Source organism: Thiobacillus denitrificans DSM 12475 (genome assembly GCF_000376425.1).
Classification (GTDB): Bacteria; Pseudomonadota; Gammaproteobacteria; order Burkholderiales; family Thiobacillaceae; genus Thiobacillus; species Thiobacillus denitrificans.
Genome location: NZ_AQWL01000003.1, coordinates 17,042 through 43,098 on the forward strand (window position 1 = coordinate 17,042; position 26,057 = coordinate 43,098).

Below are 26,057 nucleotides of genomic sequence, written 5' to 3' on the forward strand. Positions count from 1 at the left end.
CATGATTCACTCAAGAGTTCCCCTTACTGGCTTGATAACAAAGGTCTTCCGGGGGAAACCCGCCTTGATTTGCTCATCCAGTCCACTTGGCATCCAAGTTATTGATTTTATTGGCGTGGCGTTACTAAAATTTCGTTGTCCCGACACTTGCTGCTGTTGGGGCAGCAGATATTTGCAGCACTCGAGCAGCGTGTTTCACGCATAACGCGTAACCTGGCCCGAAAGTCTCCCGGTCTCCAGTCGACGGTCACTGACTTAATACCTTAGCCGTCGTGAGCGCCAGGCAGCGCTGCGGGCGTGTCCGGAATTCCATTGTCCCGACAACTACTTCCACCTCCTACCTCTTACAGGGCCCCATGTATCTCGCGTTGCGAAGTTCGTCGCGCACGCGCGGCGGCTGGTGCTCGACTTCGGCCGCCAAAGAAATTTGGCGTCGCAGGAATACGGATTCAGATATGAGCTAAAAACGAAGTGTCCTTGAACCATCACGACGGAGCCACACATGAAAATTCAAGCAGCGGTCACACATGCCCAGGGCCAGCCTTTTTCCATCGAAGAAGTGTCCCTGTCGGGCCCCAAGTCGAACGAGGTGCTGGTCAGGATCGTCGCCACGGGGGTCTGTCATACCGATGCGGTGGGGCGCGACCTGGGCGTGTCGCCCTACCCCATTGTGCTGGGCCATGAGGGGGCCGGCGTCATCGAGCAGGTCGGTGAGAACGTCACCCGCCTGGTGCCCGGCGACCACGTGGTGATGTCCTTTGCGCACTGCGGCCAATGCGAAAACTGCCTCACCGGGCATCCGACCGTATGCTCGACTTTCAACGAGCTGAATTTCGGCGGGCGCATGGACGATCACACCTGCCGCCTGCACCAGGGTGATGCCGATGTGCACACTTTCTTCGGCCAATCCTCCTTTGGCACCTACGCCATCGCCCACGAGCGCAATGCGGTCAAGGTCGACAAGGCGGTGGATCTGGCGCTGCTCGGACCGCTGGGGTGCGGTATCCAGACCGGCGCCGGCACGGTGCTCAACCGCCTCAAGCCCGCGTTCGGCACGTCCATCGCCGTGTACGGCTGTGGCGCCGTGGGGCTCAGCGCGATCATGGCGGCGAAAATCGCCGGCTGCCCGCAGATCTTTGCCGTGGATGTACATGACAACCGTCTGGAGCTGGCCCGCGAGCTGGGGGCGACGCATGCGCTGAATGGCAGGAATGTCGACGTGGTCAAGGAGATCAAGGCCGCCGCCAACGGCGGTGCGCACTATGCCGTGGAGACCACGGGGGTGCCGCCGGTCGTGCGTCAGTGCCTGAATGCGCTGCGCCCGTTGGGGCAGGCGGCGATCGTCGGGGTGACCCCGGAAATGATCATCGATGTGCATAACGACCTGATGGCCGAAGGCAAGAGCATGATCGGCGTGATCGAGGGCGATTCGGTGCCGCGGGTATTCATTCCCCAGTTGATCGAGTTCTACAAGGCGGGCCGATTCCCCTTCGACCGGCTGATCAAGTTCTACGATTTCAGCGAGATCAACCAGGCCTTCGAAGACTCGAAGTCCGGAGCGACCGTCAAGCCGGTTCTCAAGCTGGCCTGAACGCCCGCGTGCGCACTGCACGGGGCGGATCCGGAACAACTGGCATTGCTCGCGGGGCCGGCTATGCTCAAATTCAAGACGCAGGACCGGATGGATTCTTCGTCATGCCTTGTGCAAGGGACGCGGGTCCGGTCATATGCTGGTTTGAATACATAGCGAGAGGACATCCATGAGCAGCCTGCCCGCCTATCAGAATCTCACGTTGCTGCCGATCGCCGGTCAATGGCGCGAAGGCACCTCGGGCCGCACCCTGGATGTTGCCGACCCCTTCACCGGAGACACATTGCTGAGCCTGCCGATGGCCGGCCGCGAGGATCTGGACGAGGCCTACCGCGGCGCGCGCGACGCCCAGCCCGAATGGGCGGCCATGGGCCCGACCGCGCGTGGCGATGTCATGCGCCGGGCGGTGGCTCTTTTCGATGCACGCAAGGATGAAATCACCGGCTGGCTGGTCCGCGAGGCGGGCAGCACCCGGATCAAGGCGGAAATCGAATGGGGTTCGGCGCGGGCCATCACGCAGGAGGCGGCGAGCCTGCCGGGGCGGATGCACGGCCGCATTCTGCCTACCGACGTGCCGGGCAAGGAAAGCTTCGTCTATCGCCAGCCGCTGGGCGTGGTCGGGGTGATCAGTCCGTGGAATTTTCCGCTGCACCTCAGCGCGCGTTCGGTCGCCCCGGCGCTGGCGCTGGGCAATGCCGTGGTCGTCAAGCCGGCCAGCGACACCCCGGTGAGCGGCGGCCTGCTGCTGGCGCGTCTGTTCGAAGAAGCGGGCTTGCCGGCCGGCGTGCTCAGCGTGGTGGTCGGCGCCGGTTCCGACATCGGCGATGCCTTCGTCGAACACCCCATTCCGTCCTTCGTCTCGTTTACCGGCTCCACCGCGGTCGGCCGCAACATCGGCCGCATTGCCAGCGGTGGCGAGCATCTCAAACACGTTGCCCTGGAGCTGGGCGGCAACAGCCCGTTCGTGGTGCTGGCCGATGCCGACGTCGAGGCGGCCGTCGATGCGGCGGTGGTCGGCAAGTTCCTGCACCAGGGCCAGATCTGCATGGCGATCAACCGCATCATCGTGGAGGCCCCGCTGGTGGAGGCGTTCACCCAGCGCTTCGTCGAGCGGGTCAGGGTCTTGCCCTGCGGCGATCCGGGCAAACCGGAAACGGTCATCGGGCCGGTGATCAACGACCAACAGCTGGCCGGCCTGAAGGACAGGATCGCCAGGGCCAGGCAAGAAGGCGCGCGCGTGCTGCTGGGCGGCGAGCCGCAAGGCAATGTCATGCCGCCGCATGTGTTCGGCGATGTCACCGCGGAGATGGGGATCGCCAGGGAGGAGATTTTCGGTCCGCTGGTGAGCATTCAATCGGCCCGCGATGCCGAGCATGCGCTGGAGCTGGCCAACCGCAGCGAGTACGGATTGTCCAGTGCGGTCTTTACGCGGGATCTCTCCCGTGGCGTGCAATTTGCCCAGCGCCTTCGCGCAGGCATGACTCACGTCAACGATATGCCGGTGAATGACGAGGCGAACGCGCCTTTCGGCGGCGAGAAGAATTCGGGCATAGGCCGCTTCAATGGCGACTGGGCGATCGAGGAATTCACCACTGATCATTGGATCACGGTGCAGAGTGTGCCGCGCGGCTATCCGTTCTGAGCCGGGGGCCGGCCATTACGGCTGAATGAACGAGGCGATCGTTGAAAAGCATTACCCGTCGCCTTGCCATTGCAGATCGATGTAAAGGAGCATGCCATGTTGTTTTTCTTGCGTAGTGCGATCGCGAAGCGGATGTTCGCTGCGGGCCTGGCTCTGCCGCTGGCCTGGCTGGGCGCCGCCGCTCAGGCCGAAAGCCAGTGGGGGAGCGGCCAGAACCTGTACAACAAGCTGTGTGGTTATTGTCACAAGGCCGAGGTCGGCGTCGGTCCGGTGCTGGAAGGCCGCGGCCTGCCGGAGGTCTACGTCAAGGCCATCGTGCGCAACGGCTTCAATGCCATGCCGGCCTTCCCCGCCTCCTACGTCGATGATGAATCCATCGCCCTGCTGGTCAAGTACCTGTCGACCCTGCCAGCGCCGGCCGCTCAGCCTTGAGGAGCTTGTCATGAGCGTCGATCGTCGTTTCGTTCTCAAAAGCATGGTTCTTGGCGGTGCCGCCGGCGTGGTGCTGAGCCGGTCGGTGCCGGTGCTGGCGGGAGTACCCCCTTCGCACAGCGGTATCCGCCCGGCACTGGCGCTGGTCGGCAGCGGCGCGGCTGAAGCGGCCTTTCTGCAGGGTGCCAGGGCTGCTGCCGGTACAGAGCTGCCGGTGCAGCAGATGGACCGGGGTCTGGACTGCATGCTGGATTTCGAGCACCAGTTGCGCGCCGGTCGGCCGATGCAGGTCATCGGTCTGCTGGACGATGCCGCGGCGACGCTGGTGCTGGATCTGGCACGCAGCGCCGGCGCCCGCGTCCACTGGCTGGGACAGCACACTGCCGAGGCCGGTTCGACCCGCCATCGTCTGCTGAATGCCGATCTCGCCGAAGGGTGTGCCCGCCAGCTCAGCCGCCATCTGCATGCCTGCGGTGCCGGTTTCACTCTGAACGAGGAACGCCAGGGCAGCGTGGCTCCGGCCAGACAGCTGGCGGGACCCGCTCGCAGCGGCGCGGGTTCTGTGCAGTGGGCAGCCGGTATCGGTTCTCTGCTCGCCACGCTGGGTACGCGCCCGACCATGATGCCGCGGGTTTCCGTACAGGGCACGCTGCTCAGCGGCAGTTTCGTTTCCTTTTCGATCGAGGTCTGAGGGAGTCTGATCCATGTCTGAACAGATGAGCGGCGTACTGCCCAGAGGCGTGACGCAGAAAAAATTCAACGCGGCAGTGGAAAAATTTCGCGCCCTGCTGGGAGAAGGGAACGTACTGCTCAAGGCCGAGCAGCTGATTCCCTACAACAAAATCATGATGTCGGTGGAGAATGCCGCCCATGCGCCCTCGGCGGTGCTGACCGCCACCACGGTCGAGCAGGTGCAGGGCATCGTGAAAATCTGCAATCAGTACCGGATTCCGATCTGGACTATTTCCACCGGGCGCAATTTCGGTTACGGCACGGCGGCCCCGGTACAGCGCGGTCAGGTCATCCTCGACCTGAAGAAGATGAACAGGATCATCAAGATCGATCCGGAAATGTGCTACGCGCTGGTCGAGCCTGGGGTGACTTTCCAGCAGCTGTACGACTACATCGAGGAAAACAAGCTGCCACTGATGCTGTCCTTCTCCGCTCCTTCGGCTATTGCCGGCCCGCTGGGCAACACCATGGACCGTGGCGTGGGCTATACCCCCTACGGCGAGCACTTCATGATGCAGTGCGGCATGGAGGTGGTGCTGGCCAACGGCGACGTCTATCGCACCGGCATGGGCGGCGTCAAAGGCAGCAACACCTGGCAGATCTTCAAGTGGGGCTATGGTCCGACGCTGGACGGGATGTTCACCCAGGCCAACTATGGCATCACCACCAAGATGGGCTTCTGGCTGATGCCCAGACCGCCGGTGTTCAAGCCGTTCGAAGTCATCTTCGAGAACGAGGCGGATATCGTCGAGATCGTCGACATCCTGCGCCCGCTGCGCATGGCCCAGATTATTCCCAACTCGGTGGTGATCGCCAATATCCTGTGGGAAGCGGGCAGTGCGCATCTGCGGCGCCGGGACTATACCACCGAGCCGGGCCATACCCCCGACCCCATCCTGGAAAAAATGCAGAAGGATAGCGGCATGGGGGCCTGGAACCTGTACGCCGCGCTCTACGGCACGCAGGAACAGGTGGATGTGAACTGGAAGATCATCACCGATGCATTCAGGAAGCACGGCAAGGGCCGCATCGTCACCCAGGAAGAGGCCGGCCATAAGCAGCCCTTCAAGTACCGTGCCGAGCTGATGTCCGGCGTGCCCAATCTGCAGGAGTTCGGCTTGTACAACTGGCGTGGAGGCGGCGGCTCCATGTGGTTCGCGCCGGTCAGCGAGGCGCGCGGCAGCGAGTGCGAGAAGCAGGCGCTGCTGGCCAAGCGCATCCTGCACAAGTACGGCCTGGACTATGTGGCCGAGTTTATCGTCGCCCCACGGGACATGCACCACGTGATCGATGTCCTCTATGACCGCACCAGCGAGGAGGAAACCAAGCGCGCCGACGCCTGCTTCAACGAGCTGCTGGACGAGTTCGAGAAGGAAGGCTACGCCGTATACCGCGTCAATACCCGCTTCCAGGAGCGGGTCGCACGCAGCTACGGCCCGGTCAAGCGGGACGTGGAACACGCCATCAAGCGTGCCCTGGATCCGAACAACATTCTCGCCCCCGGCCGTTCCGGCATCGATCTGGATACCTACAGGACGAGGCGGAGTGCCAAAAGCACAGCGAGCGACGAATCGTGAGGATGCTATGTTGAATGGGGAGGTATCCCGACATGAAAAATGGAAGTCCCATCCTCAAAACGGTATGGGCGGCGCTGGAACGCGAACCGCATATCAACCTGCATCGCTGGCCTGTCCAGCTCGACTTGACCGGTGACAACGCCCTGGTAGTGGAAGGCGACGTGGAAAGCGTGGCCGCGAAGAAACGGGCGCTGGAAATCGCGGGGACGACGCCCGGTGTGCGCGGCGTGGTGGACCGGCTGCACGTGGCGCCCTCCGAGCATAAGGGCGACGGTGAGATTCTGGATGGCTTCAAAACCTTATTGCTTGATGTGCGCGAGTTGAAGAACTGTACGCTGCGCGTGATGAAAAAGGGACAGACCCTCACTTTGCAGGAAGCCGGTGGCGAAGACGCCAGCGGCGATATCCTGGTCTCGGTGAAGGACGGGGTGGTGACGCTGGATGGGTGGGTCATCAGCCTTTCACACAAACGGCTGGCTGGGGTGCTGGCATGGTGGGTACCAGGCTGTCGCGACGTGGTGAATGGACTGGAAGTGTTGCCGCCGGAACTGGACAACGACGACGAGGTCAGCGATGCCCTGTCGCTGGTGCTGGAAATGGATCCGATGATTCCCCATCCCGAGCAGATACGTATCCACAGTCACAACTACGCCGTCACCCTGGAGGGATTGGTGGAGACCCAGTCGGAAAAAGACCGGGCCGAGCAGGATGCCTGGTGCCTGTTCGCGGTGGACAAGGTGATCAACCGCCTCGCGGTGGGCGGGTAGGCGACGCCAAACGGGATGAGCAGCGGACGGCGGAAGGGCCGCCCGCCTCTCCTTCAGCGCAGACCGGACCGGCCGTGCGCCTACATCACCGCAATGATGTTCCCGCAGGAAACGTAGACCTGGACCTCGGTCGCGCTCTTGTGAATATTGATCGCCGTCCTGTCTTTCAGGATAGTTTCGATCGATACGGGGACGATGGTGACGGATCTTCCGTTTTTCACGGCTTCCAGCGGCCATTTCGGCGCCTTGTCCAGCTTGTCGCAGCTTCCCATATGGATATGGGCGGGCTGTGCGACGCCTGCGGGCGCATTGGAAAGTTCTATGACAAGCTTGGTGGTGTTGCCTTGCGGAAGCAGGGTTGCCGTGCCGGTTTGACCCGAATTGTTTTGCGCCTCGAGCCTGACTGTGACGGCATCGTCGAGGGCCAGGGCGGTACTGGAAAACAGGCCGCCAAGCATCAGTATCACGATCGTTTTACGCATCATTTACCCCTTGAAAGCCCGTGGGGATGGGTTTATAGCACCCCATAATCAAAAGGCAAGGGGCGCGGACAGCCGGAATTTTCTTGATGCCGGAATAAGTCCAGCATGGCGGCGGATGGGTTGCCGCAGCGCTTGTCTATGATTGATGGATCGGACAAAGGGATGAGGACGCATGCCGCGCGATCTGCCTATCGGCAATGGCACCCTGCTCGCCAGTTTCGATCTGGACTACCAGATACGTGACTTCTATTACCCCCGTGTCGGCAAGGAAAACCATGCGCTGGGCTATCCCTGGCGCTTCGGCGTGTGGCTGGACGGGGCGTTCTCCTGGCTCGACCGTGACACCTGGACGCTGCAACGGGCTTACGTGCCGGATACCCTGGTCACCGCGGTGACCGCGACGCATCCCCGCCTGCCGCTGCGGCTCCACTTCAACGATGCGGTCGACTACGAGAAGAACATCCTGCTACGGCAGGTACGGGTGCAGAACCTGTCCGGAAACCTGCTGGAACCGCGCCTGTTTTTCCATGCCGACATCAACGCCCTGGAAAACGAGATCGGCGACACGGTGTTCTTCGATCCCCGCAACGCCTGCCTGGTGCATTACAAGGGCCCCCGCTATTTCATGATGAGTTGCGCCACCGAGACAGCCCTGGGCGTGAGCGCCTTTGCCACCGGCAACAAGCGCCACCGGGGTCTGGAAGGCACTTGGCGTGATGCCGAGGACGGCGAGCTGGGCGGTAACCCGATCGCACAGGGGGCGGTGGATTCGGTAATCGGGATTCCGCTGTCGATCGCCCCCGGCCAGGAAGCGGTCTGCCATTACTGGATGGCCGTGGGCGAAAGCTACCGCGCGGTGGAGGAATTGCACCACTTCGTCACCCGCACCGCCCCCGAGCGGCTGATCGCGCGCAACATCGACTACTGGCGCCACTGGATCAGCGCGGGCACACGCGCCTTCCCCGGCCTGCCCGACCTGCTGGTCGAGCGCTACCGGCGCAGCCTGCTCATCCTGCGTACCCAGATCGACCGCGGCGGCGCGGTGCTGGCGGCCAACGATACCGACATCCGCCAGTTCAACCAGGACACCTACAGCTACATGTGGCCGCGCGATGGCGCCATCGTCGCCCAGGCATTGGACCGCGCGGGCTACGGCAGCCTGAGTCGGCAATTCCTGGAATTCTGCACCGAGAAAGCAGCCGGCTACAGTTATTCGGCCAGCATCCTGGCCGAAACCGGTTTCCTGATGCACAAGTACAACCCCGACGGCTCGGTCGGCAGTTCCTGGCAGCCCTGGCTTGAGGACGAGGAAATGGTATTCCCCATCCAGGAGGACGAGACCGCCCTGGTGATCTGGGCGATCTGGCACCACTACGCGGTGCACCGCGACATCGAGGCGATCCGTCCCCTCTACAGTCCTTTCGTCGAGCAGGCGGCCGATTTTCTGCTGAGTTTTCGCGACGACAAGACCGGCCTGCCGCTGCCCGGTTACGACCTGTGGGAGGAACGGCGCGGCGTGTTCACCTACACCGCCGCCACCGTCATCGCCGGCCTGCGCGCGGCGGCGGAACTGGCGACCCTGTTCCAGGACGAGGCGCGGGCCGCTGTCTGCCTGAGCGGCGCACAGGACATGAAAACAGCCATCGACCAGTATCTCTATTGCCCGCGCGACGGCCGCTACGCGCGCGGCATCATGGTCAAGGACGGCGTGCAGCGCCGGGATTCAACAGTAGATTCCAGTCTGCTGGGGCTGGTGATCTTCGGTGGCTACGACCCGCTCGACCCGCGCATGGTGAGCACCGCCCAAGCGGTGGAGCAGCGCCTGTGGGTGCAGGCGGGCAGCGGCGGCCTGGCCCGCTACGAAAACGACGGCTACCAGCGTGCGCTGGTGCGCGAAGGCGTGCCGGGCAACCCCTGGAGCGTGTGCACCCTGTGGCTCGCCCAGTACCGTATCGCGGCGGCGCGCAGCCGAAAGGAACTGCAGCGGGCCGTGCCGCTGCTGGTCTGGGCAGCCGAGCAGACCCTGCCTTCCGGGGTGATGCCGGAGCAGGTACATCCGCTGACGGGCGAGTTTCTGTCGGTTTCCCCCCTGACCTGGAGCCACGGCACCCTGGTGGCGGCGATGCTGGACTACGCTGAGAAGCAGGCGGCGCTGGGCGGCCCGGAAAAAGGCATGCAATCCGGGCGCCATGCCGCGATGTCCGCGACGGACAGGAGATGAGCGCATGGATGAGAAGCCCGCTTACGGGAATGTAATTCCGCCGGTTTTCGACGATGCCGCGCGCACCCGCCAGTTGAGTTTTCTGCTGTTCGACGCAGGCGATGCCGCCTTGCTGCACGATCTGGTGGACCTGTTCCAGCCGCGGCTGACCGAGATCAGCGAAGCGTTCTACCAGCATCTGTTGAACTACGCGGAAACCCGCGCGGTGTTCAAGGACGAGGGCATAATCAGCCGCCTCAAGGAGTCGCAAAAAGCCTATCTGCTGCAGGCGGTCGAAGGCCCCTACGACGCCGCCTATTTCGACCGCCGCTGGCGCATCGGCTTCATCCACAACGCCATCCATCTGGAACCGCACTGGTTCATCGGCGCCTTCCAACTGTACCACCGCATCCTCTATCCGATGATCCTCGAGCGCTATCGCGACGACGCGCGGGCCGTGGTGGACCATATCCTCGCCCTCGACAAGATCATGAACCTGGACATGCAGCTGGGCATCCTGAGCTACATGGTGCATTACACGAACACCATGGAGAGGCTGCAGGCGCTCAACCTCCAGATCGAGGCGGCCAGCACCGCCAAAAGCCAGTTCCTGGCCAACATGTCGCACGAATTCCGCACCCCGCTCAATGCCATCATCGGCTTCACCGAGGTGTTGCAGGACCAGATCCCGGGGCCACTCAATACCGAACAGGCGGAATACCTGGGGGACGTCAACAACGCCGGCCAGCTGCTGCTGCGCCTGATCAACGACGTGCTCGATCTCGCCAAGGTGGAAGCAGGACGGCTTGAACTCTTCTACGAAAGCTTTCCGATTGCCCAGACCGTGCGCGAGGCCGTCACCGCCCTGCGCGGCGCGGCCGAGAAGAAGGGCCTCGCCATCCGGTTGAATCTGCCGCCCGATCTCGGATTGATCAGCGCCGACCAGATCCGCTTCAAACAGATCCTGTTCAATTTGCTGTCGAACGCGGTGAAATTCACCGATCACGGCGGAGTGACCGTCACCGCCGCCATCGAGGACGGCGAGTTGCATCTTGCCATCGCCGACACCGGCATCGGTATCCGGCCGGAAGACATGGAGCAGATTTTTGTCGAATTCAGCCAGGTGGACGCCTCGCACGCCCGCCGTCACGAAGGCACCGGGTTGGGACTCGCGCTCTCCAAACGTCTGGTGGAGGCGCATGGTGGGCGCATCTGGCTGGAAAGCGAGTTCGGAACGGGCAGCGTGTTCCACGTCCGGCTTCCCCTTCAACCGCCGAACGACCCGGGAAGCTGACATGGACACGGGCAGCGTGACTGACCGCAGGCCATGCCCGGACCCGGCCAACACCATCCTGGTGGTGGAAGACAACCCCCAGGCCGCCAAACTGCTGTCGCTCAGTCTCACCCGCGCCGGCTACGAGGTGCTGATCGCAGCCAACGGCATCACGGCCCTGGAACTGGCCGGCCGCTGCCATCCGAAGGCAATCACCCTGGACATCCTGCTGCCTGACCGCGACGGCTGGGAGGTGCTGGCCGAGCTGAAGGCCTCGCCCTGCACCCGGGACATCCCGGTGGTGATCGTGTCCGTGCTGGACCAGCCGACACTGGGGTTACGGCTAGGCGCCTCGGGCTACCTGGTCAAGCCGGTGGATCGCCATGCCCTGCTCCATGCCCTGAAGCGCTGTGTTTCGCGCGGCAATGAAGACCGGGCGTGCCACAAGGTGATGGTGGTGCACACCGATCCCGATGAACTGCATCTGCTGGCGATGATCGTCGCCCAGGAAAACTACGAAGTGATCCAGGCCCTCGGCCCCGAGGAAGCGGCCCTGCTCGCGGCACGGATTCATCCCGATCTGGTGGTGACCGACCTCCTGGCGGGCGAGATGGATTATTTCGCCCTGCTGGAATGGCTGAAGGCAGCGCCCGAAACCACCCACATTCCCGTCCTCGCCTTGAGCTGGCTCGGTTCGCAGAAACAGACGCGCGCGGAAGACCATATCGAATTCGTCCTGGTCCAGGAGGGCGAAATGATCGAGGAACGGCTGCTGGCGGCGATTTCCCTGCTGTTCGAGCAAAAAAAGCCGGCCGGCGGAGAAAGCTGAGCACGCGATGCAGGAACAGGCCAAACACATTCTGCTGGTCGAGGACGACGACACCAACCGCAAGCTGGTGCGCATCGTCCTCGGTGGCGGGCGCTATCGCATCAGCGAGGCGGTGAGCGTGGAACAGGCCCTGGCCCTGCTCGCGCAGGAAAAGCCCGACCTGCTGCTGCTCGACATTCGCCTCGGCGACGGCAGCGGCCTCGATGTGATCCGCCACGTCCGCGCGGACCCGGCGTTTGACCCGGTTCCGGCCCTGGCCATCACGGCCCAGGCCATGAAGGGCGACGAGAGCCGTTTCCTGGCCGCCGGCTTCGACGGTTACCTCAGCAAGCCCATCGACACCCGGCGGCTGCCGGAGGTGGTGGAGCGCTTCATCCGTGAAGGCAGAAAGGCCGGCCATGCCTGAGGAAGGTTTGCCTGGCGCCGCCGGAGCAACGATCCTGGTGGTCGATGACGCCCCGCCCAACGTCAAGCTGCTGCGCCTGATCCTCAAGGATGCCGGCTACCGGGTGCTGGAAGCCGGCAGCGGCCCCGAGGCCCTGGGCATCCTGCGGCGGGAGAAGCCGGACGCCATGGTGCTCGACGTGCGCATGCCCGGCATGACGGGCTACGAGGTGTGCCAGGCCGTGCGGCGCGATCCTGAATTTTCCACCCTGCCGGTCATCATGGTCACCGCCCTGTCGCTGCCGGAAGAGCGCATCCGCGGCATCGAGGCCGGCGCCACCGATTTCATCAGCAAGCCGTTCAACCGCAAGGAACTGCTGGCCCGCCTGCAGGCCAGCCTGGATCTGGCGCAAAGCGCGCGCGGCGGCATCCTGCCGCAGCTACCCGGCGCTGTGGTGATCGTCGACCCGGCATGGAAAATCCTCGGCCTCTCGCCCCTGGCCAGTGCGCTGCTGGGCCTGCCCTCGCCGGTCGGCCAGTTCGATTTGAGCGCGCTGTTCGGGCCCGATGCGCACGCTGCTGCACGTGCAGGCGGAGATTTCCGTTTCCAGGCACCGGCCGGCGGCAGCATGCTCGATGCCCGGCAATGCACCGCAACCGATCTTCAGGGAAATCCGGTCATTCGCGTCGTCACCCTGCATGCGGCCTGACCCCCTGCACACCTTTTGGGGGAGCCGTACCCTACCCATTTGGCGTAATCCCGAGAAAATTACTCAAGTATTGCCTAGACTGATTTGTGTCTTTCATTTTCTTGAAAGGAACTGCCATGTCTACGCGCACAATCCGCGACACCCCTCTGCTCGACCAGCTCGAAAGTGGCCCGTGGCCCAGTTTCGTGACCGGCCTCAAGCGTCTGGCCAGGGATAACGACATGATGGCTGACATGCTGGCCCAGCTCGAAACCTCCTACGAAACCCGCAAGGGCTACTGGAAAGGCGGCACCATCGGCGTATTCGGCTACGGCGGCGGCATCATTCCGCGATTTACCGAGCTGAAGGATGAAAGCGGCAAGCCCCTGTTCCCCGAAGCGGCCGAATTCCATACCCTGCGCGTGCAGCCGCCGGCTGGCATGCATTACACCTCCGACCTGCTGCGCAAGCTGTGCGATGTCTGGGTCGGCAGCGGCGGCTCCGGTCTGATCGCCTTTCATGGCCAGTCCGGCGACATCATGTTCCAGGGCATCAGCAGCGCGAACGTGCAGAAGGCATTCGACGGCCTCAACGAGATCGGCTTCGATCTCGGTGGCGCCGGCCCCGCGCTGCGCACCTCGATATCCTGTGTCGGCTCGGCGCGCTGCGAAATGTCCTGCTACGACGAAGCGCGTGCGCTGCGTACCGTCATCAACAACAACCTGGACGATATGCACCGCCCGTCCCTGCCCTACAAGTTCAAGTTCAAGTTCTCGGGCTGCCCGAACGACTGCGTCAACGCCATCCAGCGTTCCGACATGGCCACCATCGGCACCTGGCGCGACAACATCCGCGTCAACGAAGCGCAGGTGCAGGATTACTACAAGGTGCACGGCATGCACGACCTCTACAATGACGTGGTCGGCCGCTGCCCGACCAAGGCCATCACCGTGGTGCCGGACGACCAGGTCCGTGCTGATGCGCACACCTCGGTGGCGCATCTGGGCGACGGCAACACGCTGTGCATCGACAACAAGAACTGCGTGCGCTGCATGCACTGCCTCAATGTCATCCCCGGCGGCCTCTTGCCCGGCAGGGACAAGGGCGTGACCATCCTGGTGGGCGGCAAGGGCGTGCTGAAGATCGGCGCCACCATGGGCAGCGTGATCATCCCGTTCATGAAACTGGAAACCGACGAGGACTTCGACAAGCTGAACGAACTGGCGCGCAATATTCTCGAATTCTTTGCGGAAAACGCGCTGGACCACGAGCGTACCGGCGAAATGATCGAGCGTATCGGGCTGGCCAACTTCCTCGAAGGCATGAACATCCCGGTCGACCCGAACATGATCAGTTCGCCGCGTTCCAGCCCCTACTTCCGCGGCGACGACTGGGACGAACAAGTCGCCAAGTGGGCGGAGTACAAACAGCAGAAGGCGGCCTAGATTCCGGAACCGCTGCGCAGGCCCTAGTAGGCTATGCCGGGCACATAGCCATGGCGCAGACGGTTGCTGCTCACCACGCGCGACCACACGAACTGCCGCAGATAGTCCTCGCCACCGGCCTGCACGCCGGTGCCCGAGAGCGCGACCCCGCCGAATGGCTGGATGCCGACACGCGCTCCGGTGATCGCGCGATTGAGGTAGAGGTTGCCGACGCCGAATCGCTGCTGCGCCGCATCCAGATGCTGCGGCAGCCGCGAAAACACACCGCCGGTCAGCGCATAGTCGCTGTCTCCGGCCCACGCCAGCGCGCTTGCGAAGTCGGGCGCGTGCAACACCGCCAGGATCGGCGCGAAGATTTCCTCGCGCGCCAGCCGGTGATCGGGCCGGATGCCGGCGAACACCGCTGGCGCGAAATAGTGCCCGCCGGCCAGGGGCTTACCCTGGTAGACCTGTTTGCCTTCGCTGCGGCCGAGGTCGAGGTAGTGCTGTGCCTTTTCCAGCGCCTGCTGGCTGATCAAGGGGCCGAAACGGAATTGCGGATCGGCCGGCGGCCCCAGCGGCCAGCTCGCCAGCGCAGCCGTCAGCCGCGCCAGGAAGCGTTCGTGCACGCCGCCCACGGTGATCAGGCGCGAGGCAGCGGAACACTTCTGTCCCTGGTAGTCGAACGCGGACGCCAGGCTGTGTCCCACCGCCTCGTCGAGATCGGCATCCTCGTCGACGACGATGGCGTTCTTGCCGCCCATTTCACACACCACGCGCTTGACCCGCTTCTGCTCAGGGCTGCGCCGGTGCGCCTGTTCGAGGAGCGCCAGTCCCGCCGCGCGCGATCCGGTAAAGGCGATCACGGCGATGTCGGGATGGCGGGCCAGCTGCGCGCCGAGACTGTCGCCTTCCCCCGGCAGTAGTTGCGCCACCGCCGGCGGGAACCCGGCTTGCAGCAGGATCTCGTGCAGCTTGCAGGCATTGATTTGTGCCAGCGTGGCGGGTTTCATGATGACCGGATTGCCACACACCAGCGCCGCCGCGCTCATGCCGGACAGGATGGCGAGCGGGAAATTCCACGGTGAGATGACGACCGCAGGCCCCAGCGCCTCGTAGCGCGTGGCGTTGCGCTCGCCGGGAAAGTCACGCGTAGTGCGCCAGCCCAGCAGCCGCTCCGCGACATCGGCGTAATAGTTCCAGTAGTCGATGGCCTCGGCCACGTCGGCGTCAGCCTCGCGCCACGCCTTGCCGACTTCCTGCACCTGCCACGCCGCCAGTTCGAAGCGGCGGCGGGCCATGATCTGCGCTGCAGCGCGACACAGGCGGGCGCGCTCGCCTACCGCCACCTCGCGCCAGCCAGGAAAGGCGATGACGGCCTGACGAACGGCCTGCTGTATATGCTCGGGATCGGCCTGCTCGACGCGGCCGAGGCGGTGCGTGGGAGCGGCCGGGTTGAAGCTGTCGCGCCAGCGCGTCGCCGTCGCGGACTGCAGCGAAGGATGCAGCGGGTAGTCGCGCCCTGCCTCTGCCGTGACCTGCGTCAGTGCCGCGTGCAAGGCCTGGCGCGGCGCGGCCTGGCTGAAATCGGCCAGCGGCGTGTTGCAGAATCCCGCCGCTGGCGCCGGGGGCGCCGACGTGGGTGCAAGCGGCGCGACCAGCAGGCGCTCGGGCGACGCATCCTCGAGGTAGGCCTGGCGCAACACCGAGGTCGACGCGGTGTTTTCCAGCAGGCGGCGGATGAGGTAGGCGATGCCGCCGATGAGATCGCCTACCGGCAGATAGATGCGCAGGCGTGCCCCCTCCCCGATCACGGCTGCGGCGAGCGGGTCGGCCATGCCGTAGAGCATCTGCACTTCCCAGCTGCCGGGCGTGCGATCCCGCGCGCGCGCCAGCGCCAGCGTGTATGCCAGGGAACGCAGGTTGTGGCTGGCGATCATCGGGTAGACCCGCTCGCCTGCCTCGAACAGCGTCGTGGCGAGGCGCTCAAAGCTGGCGTCGGTGGCGGCCTTGTCGGTGTATACCGGGCAGGGCCAGAAGCGCTGCGCCGCCAGCGCCACTTCGCTGTCCCAGTAGGCACCCTTGACCAGGCGCACCCGCAGCGGGCGCCCGGGCGTCCAGGGCAGGCCCAGCAATGCTCGCAGATCGGCCTCGGCGTCCGGGCGGTAGGCCTGCAGCGCGACGCCGGGCGCAATGCCGGGCTGCTCCGCCAGATGCTGAAACACCGCCAGCACCAGCGGCCGGCTGTCATGGTTTTCCATGTCGAGGGTGAGGCTGACGCCGGCCTGCGCCGCCGCTGCGCGTATCGGCGCCAGGCGGGCGAGCACGCGTTCAACGCTGCCCGCCAGGTCGATCGGGTCGAAGCGCGGTGTGATTGCGGAAAGCTTCACCGAAAGGTCGGCCTGCTGCGTCGTCCCTGCCTCGATCCAGCCGACCAGCTTCAAGATGCGCGCGGTATAGGCGTCGGCTTCGGCGTCGGACAGCACCGCTTCGCCGAGCGCGTCGAGGCTCACCGCTGCGGGCAGGCGGGCGATTTTTCCCAGGGTCGACGCCAGCGCCGCGGCGTCCTCCTCGACCATGAACAGCCTCGCCATGCGCGCCACCGTCAGCTTCACCAGCGGCGCCGTCCAGGTGTGTTCCGCGAGCCTGAGTGCCCGCCCGAACGTGCCGCCCATTTCAAAGCCACCCAGATACGCCTGGAAATGGGCGGCGATCATCCGGGAGTCGCTCAGTTGCGGCAGGACATCGATGAACTGGAACAGCGCGTCACGCAGCCGGTCGTCGGCGGTGGCACGCTTCAGCATGCCGCGGTACCCAGCCAAAAATCCAGGCGGATGCGCCCGTGCCCGCTGGTAAAGGGCGTGGCCGATTGCTTCGATCGAAGGATCCGGGGACGGGATAGGCATGGCCTCTTCAATATAGGTGGCTGGATCGCTGCAGGCTTGCTTCGAGGCCATGCTGGTCTAAACAACAGAGAGCCTGCTTCATGTTTCCATGGCCGCTCCTCGGCAAAGGAGGCTTCATGATTTCTGCCCCAACGCTGATTTATTCGCTGACCGGCGCCGGCCTGCTGAGCGGCGGCCTCTACCTGGCGCAACCTCGCGAACCCGCGCCGGACTACGACCCGCTGCTGCAGACGCAGGGCCAGGCCTGTGTGTCCGGTGACAAGAGCAAACGCTTGATGGGCTATTACCTGAAGCTCGCCGCCGCCAGGACCGAGGTGCGCCCGTTCCCGACCGACGTGTCTGCCGGCGCGGAAACCCCTTTCACGCCGCCGCTGTGGGACAACCTCGGCCAGTTGCACTTCGCGGTCAGCACCGGGCATCCCCTTGCCCAGCGCTATTTCGACCAGGGCCTGAGGCTCGCCTACGCGTTCAACCATGCCGAGGCAGCACGGGCATTCCGCCAGGCGCAAAGCCTGGACCCGGGCTGTGCCCTGTGCCACTGGGGCGAGGCACTGGTGCTGGGGCCGAACATCAATGCGCCGATGGATCAGGCGGCCAACGCCGCCGCGCTGGCCGCCATCGGGCGGGCGCAGGCACAGGCGGCCACGGCCAGCCCGCGTGAACAGGAGCTCATCGCGGCCCTTGCCCAGCGCTATTCCAGTGACCCCAAGGCCGAGCGCGCGGCCCTCGACGCGGCCTACGCCAAGGCCATGGGCCAGATGGCGGCGCGCTATTCGCGCGATGCCGACATTGCGCTCTTCCACGCCGAGGCACTGATGAATCTGTCGCCGTGGGATTACTGGGAAGCGGCAGGCGCGCGTCCCAAGGGGCGCACGGCCGAGATCCTCACGCTGCTGGAGAAAGTGCTACAGCGCCAGCCTGATCATCCAGGCGCCATCCATTACTACATCCACATGGTGGAGGCCTCGGCCAATCCGGGGCGTGCGCTGCCCTACGCCGACAGGCTCGGCAGCCTGATGCCGGGCGCGGGTCACCTGGTGCACATGCCGTTCCACATCTACTACCGCGTCGGCCAATACAAGGACGCCATCGAAGCGAACCGGCGTGCGGTGGCGGCGGACGAGGCCTACCTCGCCGCGGCCAGTCCCGGGGGGATCTACCCGCTCGCCTACTATCCACACAACATCCATTCCCTGATGACCTCGGCACAGATGGCAGGCGACGGTCCGGTCGCCATTGCCGCTGCGGAAAAGCTTGCAGGGGTGGTCAGTCGGGATGCCGGACGCAGCATCGCGTGGGTACAGCCGATCCTGGTGGCACCCTACTTCGCCCACGCCCAATTCAGTGCGCCCGAGGCCATGCTCGCCCTGGCCGACCCGGGCGACGAACTGCCCTACGCCAAGGCCATGTGGCACTACGTGCGCGGCGTCGCCCATGCCCGCCGCGGCGAGCCCGCCGCGGCGCAGGCCGAAGTGGGTGCCATGCGGCGGCTGGTGCAAGGCAGCGATTTTTCAGACCTGGTGGGCGGCGGCGTGCCCGCACCGGAGGTGATCGAACTGGCGCAGCACATCGTGCTGGGGCGCATTGCCCAGTCAGGCGGAAACTGGCAGCAGGCACGTATCGAGTTCGAGCAGGCGGTGGCGCTGGAGGACCGGCTCGCGTATGCGGAACCGCCCTACTGGTATTATCCGGTACGTCAGTCGCTGGGAGCCGTGCTGTTGGCCGCCGGCAGACTGGACGAGGCTGAGGCGACATTTCGCCAGAGCCTGCTGCGCGCACCCAACAACGGCTGGGCCCTGCACGGACTGGCTGCAACCTATCAGCGCCAGGGCAAGCAGCGCGCCGCCGCGACGGTGCGCAAGCAGTTCAGCCAGGCCTGGGTCGGCGCGGCAGTGCCGGACCTCGCCAGGCTGTAGTCCCGCCCTGCGACGAAAGCAGTGGGCGCAATTTTCAACCTGGGATCAATACGATAAAGGAGACCATAGTGAAGCAACAACATTTCCTGGCCACACTCGCGCTCGGGCTCTTTCTGCTTGTTCCCGCGACCAGCTTCGGGCAGGGCAAGGCGCTGATCATTTCCCCGACGGACGGCGCCACCCTGGACCCGCTGGACGAGATCCGGCTGTCCTATGAAGTGAATCCCGGACCGCGCGGCGATCACGCCCATCTCTACATCGACGACAAGGAAGTGGCGATATTGCGCAAGCGCAAGGGCGATTATTTGCTGGAAACCCTGTCGTCCGGCAAGCGCAGCCTCTGCGTCAAGGTGGTGAACAAGGCCCACGTGCCTATCGGCATCGGACAGTGCATCCAGGTCACGGTGAAGTAAGCGGTGGGAGCGGAAAACCTTGCCTATGCCCTGACCCAGGTGGTGCATAACTTCGGCGCCGCCGCCGTGTTCGGCGGCGCGGTATTCGCGCTATGGCCCGCTTCCCGCCTGGGAGCCGGGCGCCAGTTTGCCTGGCTGATCCTGCTTGCCTGGGGCGCGCAAATCGCCAGCGGCGTATTGTTCGGCGTCACCAGCTTCTACTACTACGGAGAGATGCCGGATTTAAGTAGCATTGCCATGACCGCCCTCGTCGTCAAGGTAGCGGCGGCGATAACGGGTTTCCTGCTGGCCGCCGCCTATCTCGCTCGAGGCAAGGAATGGGGCAACGCGGGCGTGAAGCGTACCTTCCAGGGTCTGGCCGCGCTGGCCATTCTGGCCCTCACGGCGGCGGCCTTCCTGCGCTGGTTTTCGTAGAAAAAACAGGCAGGGGCCGTGCTGGACGGTCTCCTGCAGAGCCGGCCATCGCGATCGCTGTCAGTCGTTTTCCATCTCTGTCGTATAACTGCCCTGCATGGCCAGGCTGTTCAGCCGGGCTCGTTTGAGCAGGGCCTGCTGGGCTGCCTGGACATTCCCGCTCTTGCCGCCCCAGGCCTGCAGCGCAGGCTGCTGCAGGGCGCGGCCGTAGGAGAGACTCAGCCGCCAGGGCGACGCCCCCCCGCTCCGGTTCAAGGCATCCAGATTGGCCGTGGCTTCTTCCGGGCCCTGGCCGCCGGAAAGAAAATGAATACTGGGCACTGCTGCAGGAACGGTCCGGCGCAAAACCTTGAGCGTGGCAGCGGCGACGATTTCCGCGCCGGCCTTGGGCTGCGCCTTTCCGGGCACCACCATGCTGGGCTTCAGCAGCATGTGCTCGAGCACGACGCGATGGCGATGCAGGGCATGGAACACGGTATGCAGAACGGCCTCGGTGACATCCGCGCAGCGCTCCAGGCTGTGATCGCCGTCCATGAGGACTTCGGGTTCGACGATCGGGATGAAGCCTTCGCTCTGGCACACCGCTGCATAGCGCGCCAGCATTTCTGCATTCGCCGCCATGCCGGTCACGCTGGGGAGGTGCTTGCCGATGGTGTAAACCTCGCGCCATTTGGCAAAGCGGGCGCCCTGTTCGCGGTAACCCGCCAGGCGTTCCGCCAGACCGTCCAGTCCCTGAGTGATTTCATCGCCCGGACTCAGCGCCAGCGGTATTTTCCCTTTGTCCACCTTGATGCCGGGGACAATCTTCTGTTCCCAGGCGGCCGCCGGCAGCAGCCTGCCGTCATCGGTTTTCTGGCTCAGGGTCTCTTCGAACAGGATGACCCCGCTGATGTAGGCGCCCAGCCCCGGCGCGCTTAACAGCAGGGAGCGATAGGCACGCCGGTTTTCTTCGGTGGATTCGACTCCGATGGCCTGAAAGCGTTTTGCGATGGTCGGCGCGCTCTCGTCGGCCGCCAGGATGCCGCGTCCTGACTGAACCAGATTGTCGATCGTCGCCTGCAAGGCGGATTCATGTGACATCTGCCATCTCCTTCACCCTGGGTTCATAGCCTGCCTGCCCGCGTTTTCGCGGCGGCACTGGATTTAGTGTTGTAGCACGCCTTGATGTGCTTGCCATTGCGGGCTTGATTCATTCAGCGGCTGAACTATACAGAACCAATGCAGTCCTATTTAGGCATTCTGGAGCGCATACCCCTATGTTACGGATCGCCAAACTCACCGACTATGCCACCGTACTGATGGTGCGGCTGGCGCGCGAGCCGGGGCGCTACTTCAGTGCAGCGCAGCTGGCCGTCGAACTGGGCGTACCCCAGCCCACGGTGGCCAAGCTTTTGAAGCGCCTGCTGCGCGCGCATCTGCTTGCCAGCACGCGTGGCGTGGGCGGCGGCTACAGCCTGGCTCTGGCGCCGCATGCGATTTCGGTGGCCGACGTAGTGGGCGCGATCGAAGGCCCGCTTGCCCTGACCGAGTGCGCGCGCGGCAAGGGCAATTGCTCGCTGGAACGAGGGTGCGCGACGCGCGCCAACTGGCAGCTGATCAATCACGCGCTGCGGGTGGCGCTGCAAGCCGTCAGCCTGGCCGACATGGCCAGGCCGCAATTGCAGCCGGTTTACGTGCAAGCCTTGCAGGAGAAAATGCCATGAGCAATACCGAAGTGCGCCATGCCGAGTTGCATGAGCCTGGATTGGGCAATCCCGAGCTGCGCAAGCGCATCGACGACGAGTACCGCTGGGGCTTCGTCACCGAGATCGAGCAGGAAATAGTACCCAAGGGCCTGAACGAAGATGTTATCCGCCTCATCTCGGCCAAGAAGGCCGAGCCCGCGTTCATGCTGGACTGGCGGCTGCAGGCCTATCGCCACTGGCTGACGCTGCGCGAGCCGACCTGGGCGTCGGTGCACCACGCACCGATCGACTACCAGGCTATCCACTATTACGCCGCACCGAAAACGCGCACGCAGCCGAAAGACCTGTCCGAAGTCGATCCCGAGCTGCTGCGTACCTACGAGAAGCTCGGCATCCCGCTGCAGGAGCGCGAGGCGCTGGCGGGGGTGGCGGTGGACGCGGTATTCGATTCGGTATCGGTCGCCACCACTTTCAAGGACAAGCTGGAGAGCCTGGGCATCATTTTCTGTTCCTTCTCTGAAGCGGTGCAGAAGCATCCCGAACTGGTGCGCCAGTACCTCGGCTCGGTGGTGCCCTATACCGACAATTATTTCGCCACGCTCAACTCGGCCGTGTTCACTGACGGCTCCTTTGTCTACGTGCCGAAAGGCGTGCGCTGTCCGATGGAGCTGTCGACCTATTTCCGTATCAACGCGAAGAACAGCGGGCAGTTCGAGCGCACCCTGATCATCGCCGACGAAGGCGCGACGGTGAGCTATCTCGAAGGCTGCACCGCGCCGATGCGCGACGAGAACCAGCTGCATGCGGCGGTGGTGGAGCTGGTGGCGCTCAAGGATGCCCGCATCAAGTATTCCACGGTGCAGAACTGGTACCCCGGCGACCGCGAAGGGCGTGGCGGAATCTACAACTTCGTGACCAAGCGCGGCGACTGCCGCGGTGACCGCTCGCACATTTCCTGGACCCAGGTCGAGACCGGGTCGGCGATCACCTGGAAGTATCCGAGTTGCATCCTGCGCGGCGACGACAGCGTCGGCGAGTTCTATTCGATCGCCCTGACCAACCATCGCCAGCAGGCCGACACCGGCACCAAGATGATCCACATCGGCCGCAACAGCCGCAGCACCATCGTTTCCAAAGGCATCTCCGCAGGGTTCGGCAGCAATGCCTACCGCGGCCTGGTGAAAGTGCTGCCGACCGCGGCGAACGCGCGCAACCACACGCAATGCGATTCGCTGTTGATGAGCGATCACTGCGCCGCGCATACCTTCCCCTATATCGAGGTGAAGAACGCCAGCGCCACGGTGGAGCACGAAGCCACCACCAGCAAGATCGGCGACGACCAGCTGTTCTACCTGCGCAGCCGCGGGCTCTCCGCGGAAGACGCGGTGAACCTGATCGTCAACGGTTTCTGCAAGGAAGTGTTCAAGGAACTGCCGATGGAATTCGCGGTGGAAGCGCAGAAGCTGCTTGCGGTGAGCCTGGAAGGCGCAGTGGGATAAGGAACAAGGAGAACGTCATGCTGGAAATTCGTAATTTGCACGTATCCATCGGCGACAAGCCCATCCTCGCCGGCATCAACCTCACGGTGCGCGCAGGCGAAGTGCACGCCATCATGGGCCCCAACGGTTCCGGCAAGAGCACGCTCGCCCAGGTGCTGGCCGGACGCGAGGGCTACACCGTGACTGCGGACAGCGTGCGCTACCTGGAGCAGGATCTGCTGGCGATGGCAGCGGAACAGCGCGCCCGCGCCGGGGTGTTCCTCGCCTTCCAGTATCCGCTGGAGATCCCCGGGGTGGCCAACGTGCAATTGCTGCGCACCGCGCTCAACAGCGTGCGGCTGCAGCGCGGCGAGCCCGAGCTCGACGCGATGGATTTTCTCGACACGGTGAAAAGCAAGCTGGCCCTGCTCGGCATGGACGAAAGCTTTCTTTATCGCGCGGTCAACGAGGGCTTCTCGGGCGGCGAGAAAAAACGCAACGAAATCCTGCAGATGGCGGTGCTCGAACCGCGCCTGGCGATCCTGGACGAGACCGATTCCGGACTCGATATCGATGCCCTCAAGACCGTGGCAAGCGGAGTGAATGCATTGAAAAGCCCGCAACGCGCAATCATCCTGGTCACCCACTACCAGCGCCTGCTGAACTACATCGTGCCCGATCACGTGCACGTGCTGGCGGGCGGACGCATCGTGCGTTCCGGCGACGCCAGCCTGGCGCTGGAACTGGAAAACCGCGGCTATGGCTGGGTGATTCCCGAAGCGCAGGAGGAGGCGCGGCCATGAATACGCAGACTGCCAACCGTTACCGGAACGCGTTCGACTCCATCGCCGCCCCGGCCACCCACCTCGCTTCGCGCCGCCAGGCACTGGAGCGCTTTCTCGCGAACGGGCTGCCGACCCCGCGCGAAGAGGACTGGAAATACACCTCGCTCACTGCCCTGGAACAGGCCGAATGGCATGTGCCGGGACCGGCCCCGGAAACCGCCGTGACCGAGGATTATCCGGGAACCCTGTTGCGATTCGGCAATGGCCGCCTGGTCGATGCCGATCCGCACGCGGTCCAGGCGCACAGCCTTGCCGCGCATGCCGACGCTGCGCCAGCGGCCCGATACCTGGGCCAGCTTGCCGGCAGGATATCGAGCGGCACGGCGCTGGCCCAGATCAACAGCGCGCTGTGGCAGGACGGGCTGTTCCTGCATGTCCCCGCCCGCCGCACGCTGCCGCCGCTGTTCGTGGCATACAGTGCCAGCGAGGCCGACGTCATGCTGCACGTGCGCAACCTCGTGGTGCTGGAAGCCGGCGCCGAGGCAGTACTGGTGGAGCATTACCGGGGCAGCCCCGGCCTTCCCTACTGGAACAACCCGGTCAGCGAGATCGTGCTGGGCGAAGGGGCGCGGCTGGTCCACCTGAAGCTGACCGAGGAAAGCGCGACCGCCACCCACACCGGCCTGGCCGTGGTGCAGCAGGCGCGCGACAGCCGCTACCATGCCTTGTCGATCAGCCTCGGCGGCCGCCTGGCGCGCCACGACACCTGGGTGAGCCTGGATGAACCCGGCGCCGAATGCCAGCTCGACGGTCTCTTCATCGCCGATGCACGGCGCCACATCGACCAGCATCTGCATGTCGAACACGCCGCGCCGCACACCGCCAGCCGCCAGACCTGGCGCGGCATCGCCGCCGGGCGCGGGCGCGGCATCTTCGATGCGCGCGTGGTGGTGCAGCCGGGGGCGCAAAAGACCGACGCGCAGCAATCCAGCCGCAATCTGCTGCTCTCGCCGCACGCCGAAATCGACGTCAAGCCGCAACTGGAAATCTATGCCGACGACGTCAAGTGCGCACATGGCGCGACCGTGGGCCAGCTCGACGAGGCGCAGCTGTTCTTTCTGCGCAGCCGCGGCATCGCCGCCGATGCGGCGCGCGCATTGCTGCTGCGCGGCTTCGTCGCGGAAGCGCTGACGCTTGCGGAGCGCAGCGGCCTCGCCGGCTGGCTGGAGCCGCATCTGGCAGCCGCGCTGCCGCTACCGGAAAAGGAGGACACAGCATGATGGCCGATCAGCGCAGCCTCTACGAAGAGGTCATTCTGGAACACAATCGCCATCCGCGGCACTACCCCAGGAATCCGCGCGGCAGCACGCACCATGCGCACGGTTTCAACCCCTTGTGCAACGACGAGGTCCAGGTGCATCTGAAAGTGGCTGACGGCACGATCCAGGACATCGGTTTCGAGGGCGCCGGCTGCGCCATCTGCATGGCCTCCGCCTCGTTGATGGCCGAGGCGGTCATGGGCAAGCCGCTGGAAGAAGCCCAAACCCTGTTCCAGCGGGTGCATCGCATGCTGGCGGAAAATGGCCCGACGGAAGGCGTGGGGAAGCTGCGCGTGCTGGAAGGCGTGCATGCGTTTCCAATGCGCGTGAAATGCGCGACGCTGCCCTGGCATACCCTGCAGGCTGCGCTCGAACAAAGGACGGAAACGGTATGCACCGAAGGTCCCTCCCCGTTCTGTCCGCAACCCTCGTTGCCCGCGCCGCAGCCATGAACGCCCCGGCGCACCTGACCGAGGAGGGCCGCGACCCGACCGCGCTGCGTGAACGGGTTGTTGCCGCCCTGCGCACGATTTACGATCCCGAGCTGCCGGTCAATATCTACGACCTGGGCCTGATCTATGCGCTCGACTTCGGCCCCGACGGCCGCGTCGACATCCGCATGACGCTCACTGCCCCGGGCTGCCCGGTGGCGCAGAGCTTTCCCGCGCAGGTCGAAAAAAGCGTCAGGACGGTAGCGGGGGTGAGCGATGCCCATGTCGAAATCGTCTGGGAACCGCCGTGGGAGCCAGGCCGCATGACCGAGGCTGCGCGCTTGCAGCTGGGGCTGGTTTGATGGCCGACTGGGTAAAAGTGGCGCGCATCGAAGCATTGCCACCAGGCAGCCGCCGCGTCGTCGATGTCGACGGGGTGGCTGTGGCGGTGTTCAACCTCGCTGGGGATTATTGCGCGATCGAGGACACCTGCACCCACGACGGCGGTGAACTCGCCAGCGGCGAAATCCGCGGCGACGAAATCGTCTGTCCGCGCCATGGCGCCCGCTTCAACCTGCGCACCGGCGCGGTCGCCGCCCCGCCGGCCTATTGCCCAGTGACCATTTTCCCGGTCAGGATAGTGGCGGGCTGGGTGGAAGTTCGCGACAACCGCTGGGACTGAACTTCG

At 64.6% G+C, this 26,057-nt stretch carries 25 protein-coding genes; 22 read left to right on the plus strand and 3 right to left on the minus strand.

Going from position 1 to position 26,057, the window contains the following annotated elements:
* Positions 1-502: 502 nt before the first annotated feature.
* The 6 genes from B059_RS0104675 (at position 503) to B059_RS0104700 (ending at position 6,741) form a co-directional block, all read left to right on the plus strand.
* Positions 503-1,591 carry an NAD(P)-dependent alcohol dehydrogenase gene (locus B059_RS0104675; protein WP_018077084.1) on the plus strand — a complete coding sequence of 363 codons (1,089 nt, stop codon included), beginning with the start codon at positions 503-505 and terminating at the stop codon, positions 1,589-1,591.
* Between the two features lie 169 nt (positions 1,592-1,760).
* Entirely contained in the window at positions 1,761-3,233 is a 1,473-nt protein-coding gene (locus B059_RS0104680) for an aldehyde dehydrogenase family protein (RefSeq protein WP_018077085.1), read from the plus strand.
* Positions 3,234-3,329: 96 nt separating this feature from the next.
* A complete protein-coding gene (locus B059_RS0104685) occupies positions 3,330-3,665 on the plus strand; it encodes a c-type cytochrome (protein ID WP_018077086.1) in 336 nt (111 codons plus the stop codon).
* Between the two features lie 10 nt (positions 3,666-3,675).
* Positions 3,676-4,356 carry a hypothetical protein gene (locus B059_RS0104690; protein ID WP_018077087.1) on the plus strand — a complete coding sequence of 227 codons (681 nt, stop codon included), beginning with the start codon at positions 3,676-3,678 and terminating at the stop codon, positions 4,354-4,356.
* A gap of 13 nt (positions 4,357-4,369) precedes the next feature.
* Positions 4,370-5,974 carry an FAD-binding oxidoreductase gene (locus B059_RS18645; RefSeq protein WP_051068483.1) on the plus strand — a complete coding sequence of 535 codons (1,605 nt, stop codon included), beginning with the start codon at positions 4,370-4,372 and terminating at the stop codon, positions 5,972-5,974.
* Between the two features lie 32 nt (positions 5,975-6,006).
* On the plus strand, positions 6,007-6,741 hold the full coding sequence (locus B059_RS0104700) for a BON domain-containing protein (RefSeq protein WP_018077089.1): 735 nt from the start codon (positions 6,007-6,009) through the stop codon (positions 6,739-6,741).
* Between the two features lie 80 nt (positions 6,742-6,821).
* On the opposite strand, the gene B059_RS0104705 is transcribed toward B059_RS0104700, so the two are convergent.
* A complete protein-coding gene (locus B059_RS0104705) occupies positions 6,822-7,199 on the minus strand; it encodes a hypothetical protein (RefSeq protein ID WP_157273618.1) in 378 nt (125 codons plus the stop codon).
* 196 nt (positions 7,200-7,395) lie between these two features.
* Between B059_RS0104705 and B059_RS0104710 the strand changes: the two genes are divergently transcribed.
* The 6 genes from B059_RS0104710 (at position 7,396) to dsrA (ending at position 14,043) form a co-directional block, all read left to right on the plus strand.
* The gene (locus B059_RS0104710) at positions 7,396-9,444 is read left to right on the plus strand and encodes a glycoside hydrolase family 15 protein (RefSeq protein WP_018077091.1); all 2,049 of its coding nucleotides are present in this window, start codon (positions 7,396-7,398) and stop codon (positions 9,442-9,444) included.
* A 4-nt stretch (positions 9,445-9,448) separates the two neighbouring features.
* On the plus strand, positions 9,449-10,717 hold the full coding sequence (locus B059_RS19870) for a protoglobin domain-containing protein (protein ID WP_018077092.1): 1,269 nt from the start codon (positions 9,449-9,451) through the stop codon (positions 10,715-10,717).
* Between the two features lies 1 nt (position 10,718).
* Positions 10,719-11,525 carry a response regulator gene (locus B059_RS0104720; protein WP_018077093.1) on the plus strand — a complete coding sequence of 269 codons (807 nt, stop codon included), beginning with the start codon at positions 10,719-10,721 and terminating at the stop codon, positions 11,523-11,525.
* Between the two features lie 7 nt (positions 11,526-11,532).
* Positions 11,533-11,931 carry a response regulator gene (locus B059_RS0104725; protein ID WP_018077094.1) on the plus strand — a complete coding sequence of 133 codons (399 nt, stop codon included), beginning with the start codon at positions 11,533-11,535 and terminating at the stop codon, positions 11,929-11,931.
* Entirely contained in the window at positions 11,924-12,619 is a 696-nt protein-coding gene (locus B059_RS0104730; protein WP_018077095.1) for a response regulator, read from the plus strand. Before B059_RS0104725 ends, B059_RS0104730 begins: the two co-directional genes overlap by 8 nt.
* 116 nt (positions 12,620-12,735) lie before the next feature.
* Complete coding sequence (gene dsrA / locus B059_RS0104735; protein ID WP_018077096.1) at positions 12,736-14,043, plus strand: dissimilatory-type sulfite reductase subunit alpha; 1,308 nt, start codon at positions 12,736-12,738, stop codon at positions 14,041-14,043.
* A gap of 23 nt (positions 14,044-14,066) precedes the next feature.
* On the opposite strand, the gene B059_RS18655 is transcribed toward dsrA, so the two are convergent.
* On the minus strand, positions 14,067-16,928 hold the full coding sequence (locus B059_RS18655; RefSeq protein ID WP_169333070.1) for a proline dehydrogenase family protein: 2,862 nt from the start codon (positions 16,926-16,928) through the stop codon (positions 14,067-14,069).
* 116 nt (positions 16,929-17,044) lie between these two features.
* Here B059_RS18655 and B059_RS0104745 point away from each other — a divergent pair, with 116 nt between their 5' ends.
* The 3 genes from B059_RS0104745 to B059_RS0104755 all read left to right on the plus strand — a co-directional run bounded on the left by B059_RS0104745 (position 17,045) and on the right by B059_RS0104755 (position 19,671).
* Positions 17,045-18,844: a tetratricopeptide repeat protein gene (locus tag B059_RS0104745; RefSeq protein ID WP_018077098.1), complete on the plus strand. Its 1,800-nt coding sequence runs from the start codon at positions 17,045-17,047 to the stop codon at positions 18,842-18,844.
* A gap of 68 nt (positions 18,845-18,912) precedes the next feature.
* A complete protein-coding gene (locus B059_RS0104750; RefSeq protein WP_018077099.1) occupies positions 18,913-19,257 on the plus strand; it encodes a hypothetical protein in 345 nt (114 codons plus the stop codon).
* A gap of 3 nt (positions 19,258-19,260) precedes the next feature.
* Complete coding sequence (locus B059_RS0104755; protein ID WP_018077100.1) at positions 19,261-19,671, plus strand: hypothetical protein; 411 nt, start codon at positions 19,261-19,263, stop codon at positions 19,669-19,671.
* 60 nt (positions 19,672-19,731) lie between these two features.
* On the opposite strand, the gene B059_RS0104760 is transcribed toward B059_RS0104755, so the two are convergent.
* Positions 19,732-20,751 (minus strand): class I fructose-bisphosphate aldolase, encoded by a 1,020-nt coding sequence (locus tag B059_RS0104760; protein ID WP_018077101.1) that lies wholly within the window; start codon positions 20,749-20,751, stop codon positions 19,732-19,734.
* A 176-nt stretch (positions 20,752-20,927) separates the two neighbouring features.
* Here B059_RS0104760 and B059_RS0104765 point away from each other — a divergent pair, with 176 nt between their 5' ends.
* The 7 genes from B059_RS0104765 to B059_RS0104795 are packed head-to-tail and all read left to right on the plus strand — an operon-like array spanning position 20,928 to position 26,051.
* Positions 20,928-21,374 carry an SUF system Fe-S cluster assembly regulator gene (locus tag B059_RS0104765; protein WP_018077102.1) on the plus strand — a complete coding sequence of 149 codons (447 nt, stop codon included), beginning with the start codon at positions 20,928-20,930 and terminating at the stop codon, positions 21,372-21,374.
* Positions 21,371-22,855 (plus strand): Fe-S cluster assembly protein SufB, encoded by a 1,485-nt coding sequence (gene sufB, locus B059_RS0104770; protein ID WP_018077103.1) that lies wholly within the window; start codon positions 21,371-21,373, stop codon positions 22,853-22,855. The genes B059_RS0104765 and sufB overlap by 4 nt, the downstream gene beginning before the upstream one ends.
* 17 nt (positions 22,856-22,872) lie before the next feature.
* Positions 22,873-23,637 (plus strand): Fe-S cluster assembly ATPase SufC, encoded by a 765-nt coding sequence (gene sufC / locus B059_RS0104775; protein ID WP_018077104.1) that lies wholly within the window; start codon positions 22,873-22,875, stop codon positions 23,635-23,637.
* Entirely contained in the window at positions 23,634-24,899 is a 1,266-nt protein-coding gene (gene sufD / locus B059_RS18660; RefSeq protein WP_018077105.1) for a Fe-S cluster assembly protein SufD, read from the plus strand. Before sufC ends, sufD begins: the two co-directional genes overlap by 4 nt.
* Entirely contained in the window at positions 24,896-25,390 is a 495-nt protein-coding gene (gene sufU, locus B059_RS18665; protein ID WP_018077106.1) for a Fe-S cluster assembly sulfur transfer protein SufU, read from the plus strand. The genes sufD and sufU overlap by 4 nt, the downstream gene beginning before the upstream one ends.
* Positions 25,387-25,731, plus strand: coding sequence for an SUF system Fe-S cluster assembly protein (locus B059_RS0104790; protein ID WP_018077107.1), 345 nt, complete (start codon positions 25,387-25,389; stop codon positions 25,729-25,731). The genes sufU and B059_RS0104790 overlap by 4 nt, the downstream gene beginning before the upstream one ends.
* On the plus strand, positions 25,731-26,051 hold the full coding sequence (locus B059_RS0104795) for a Rieske (2Fe-2S) protein (protein ID WP_018077108.1): 321 nt from the start codon (positions 25,731-25,733) through the stop codon (positions 26,049-26,051). The genes B059_RS0104790 and B059_RS0104795 overlap by 1 nt, the downstream gene beginning before the upstream one ends.
* Positions 26,052-26,057 lie beyond the last annotated feature (6 nt).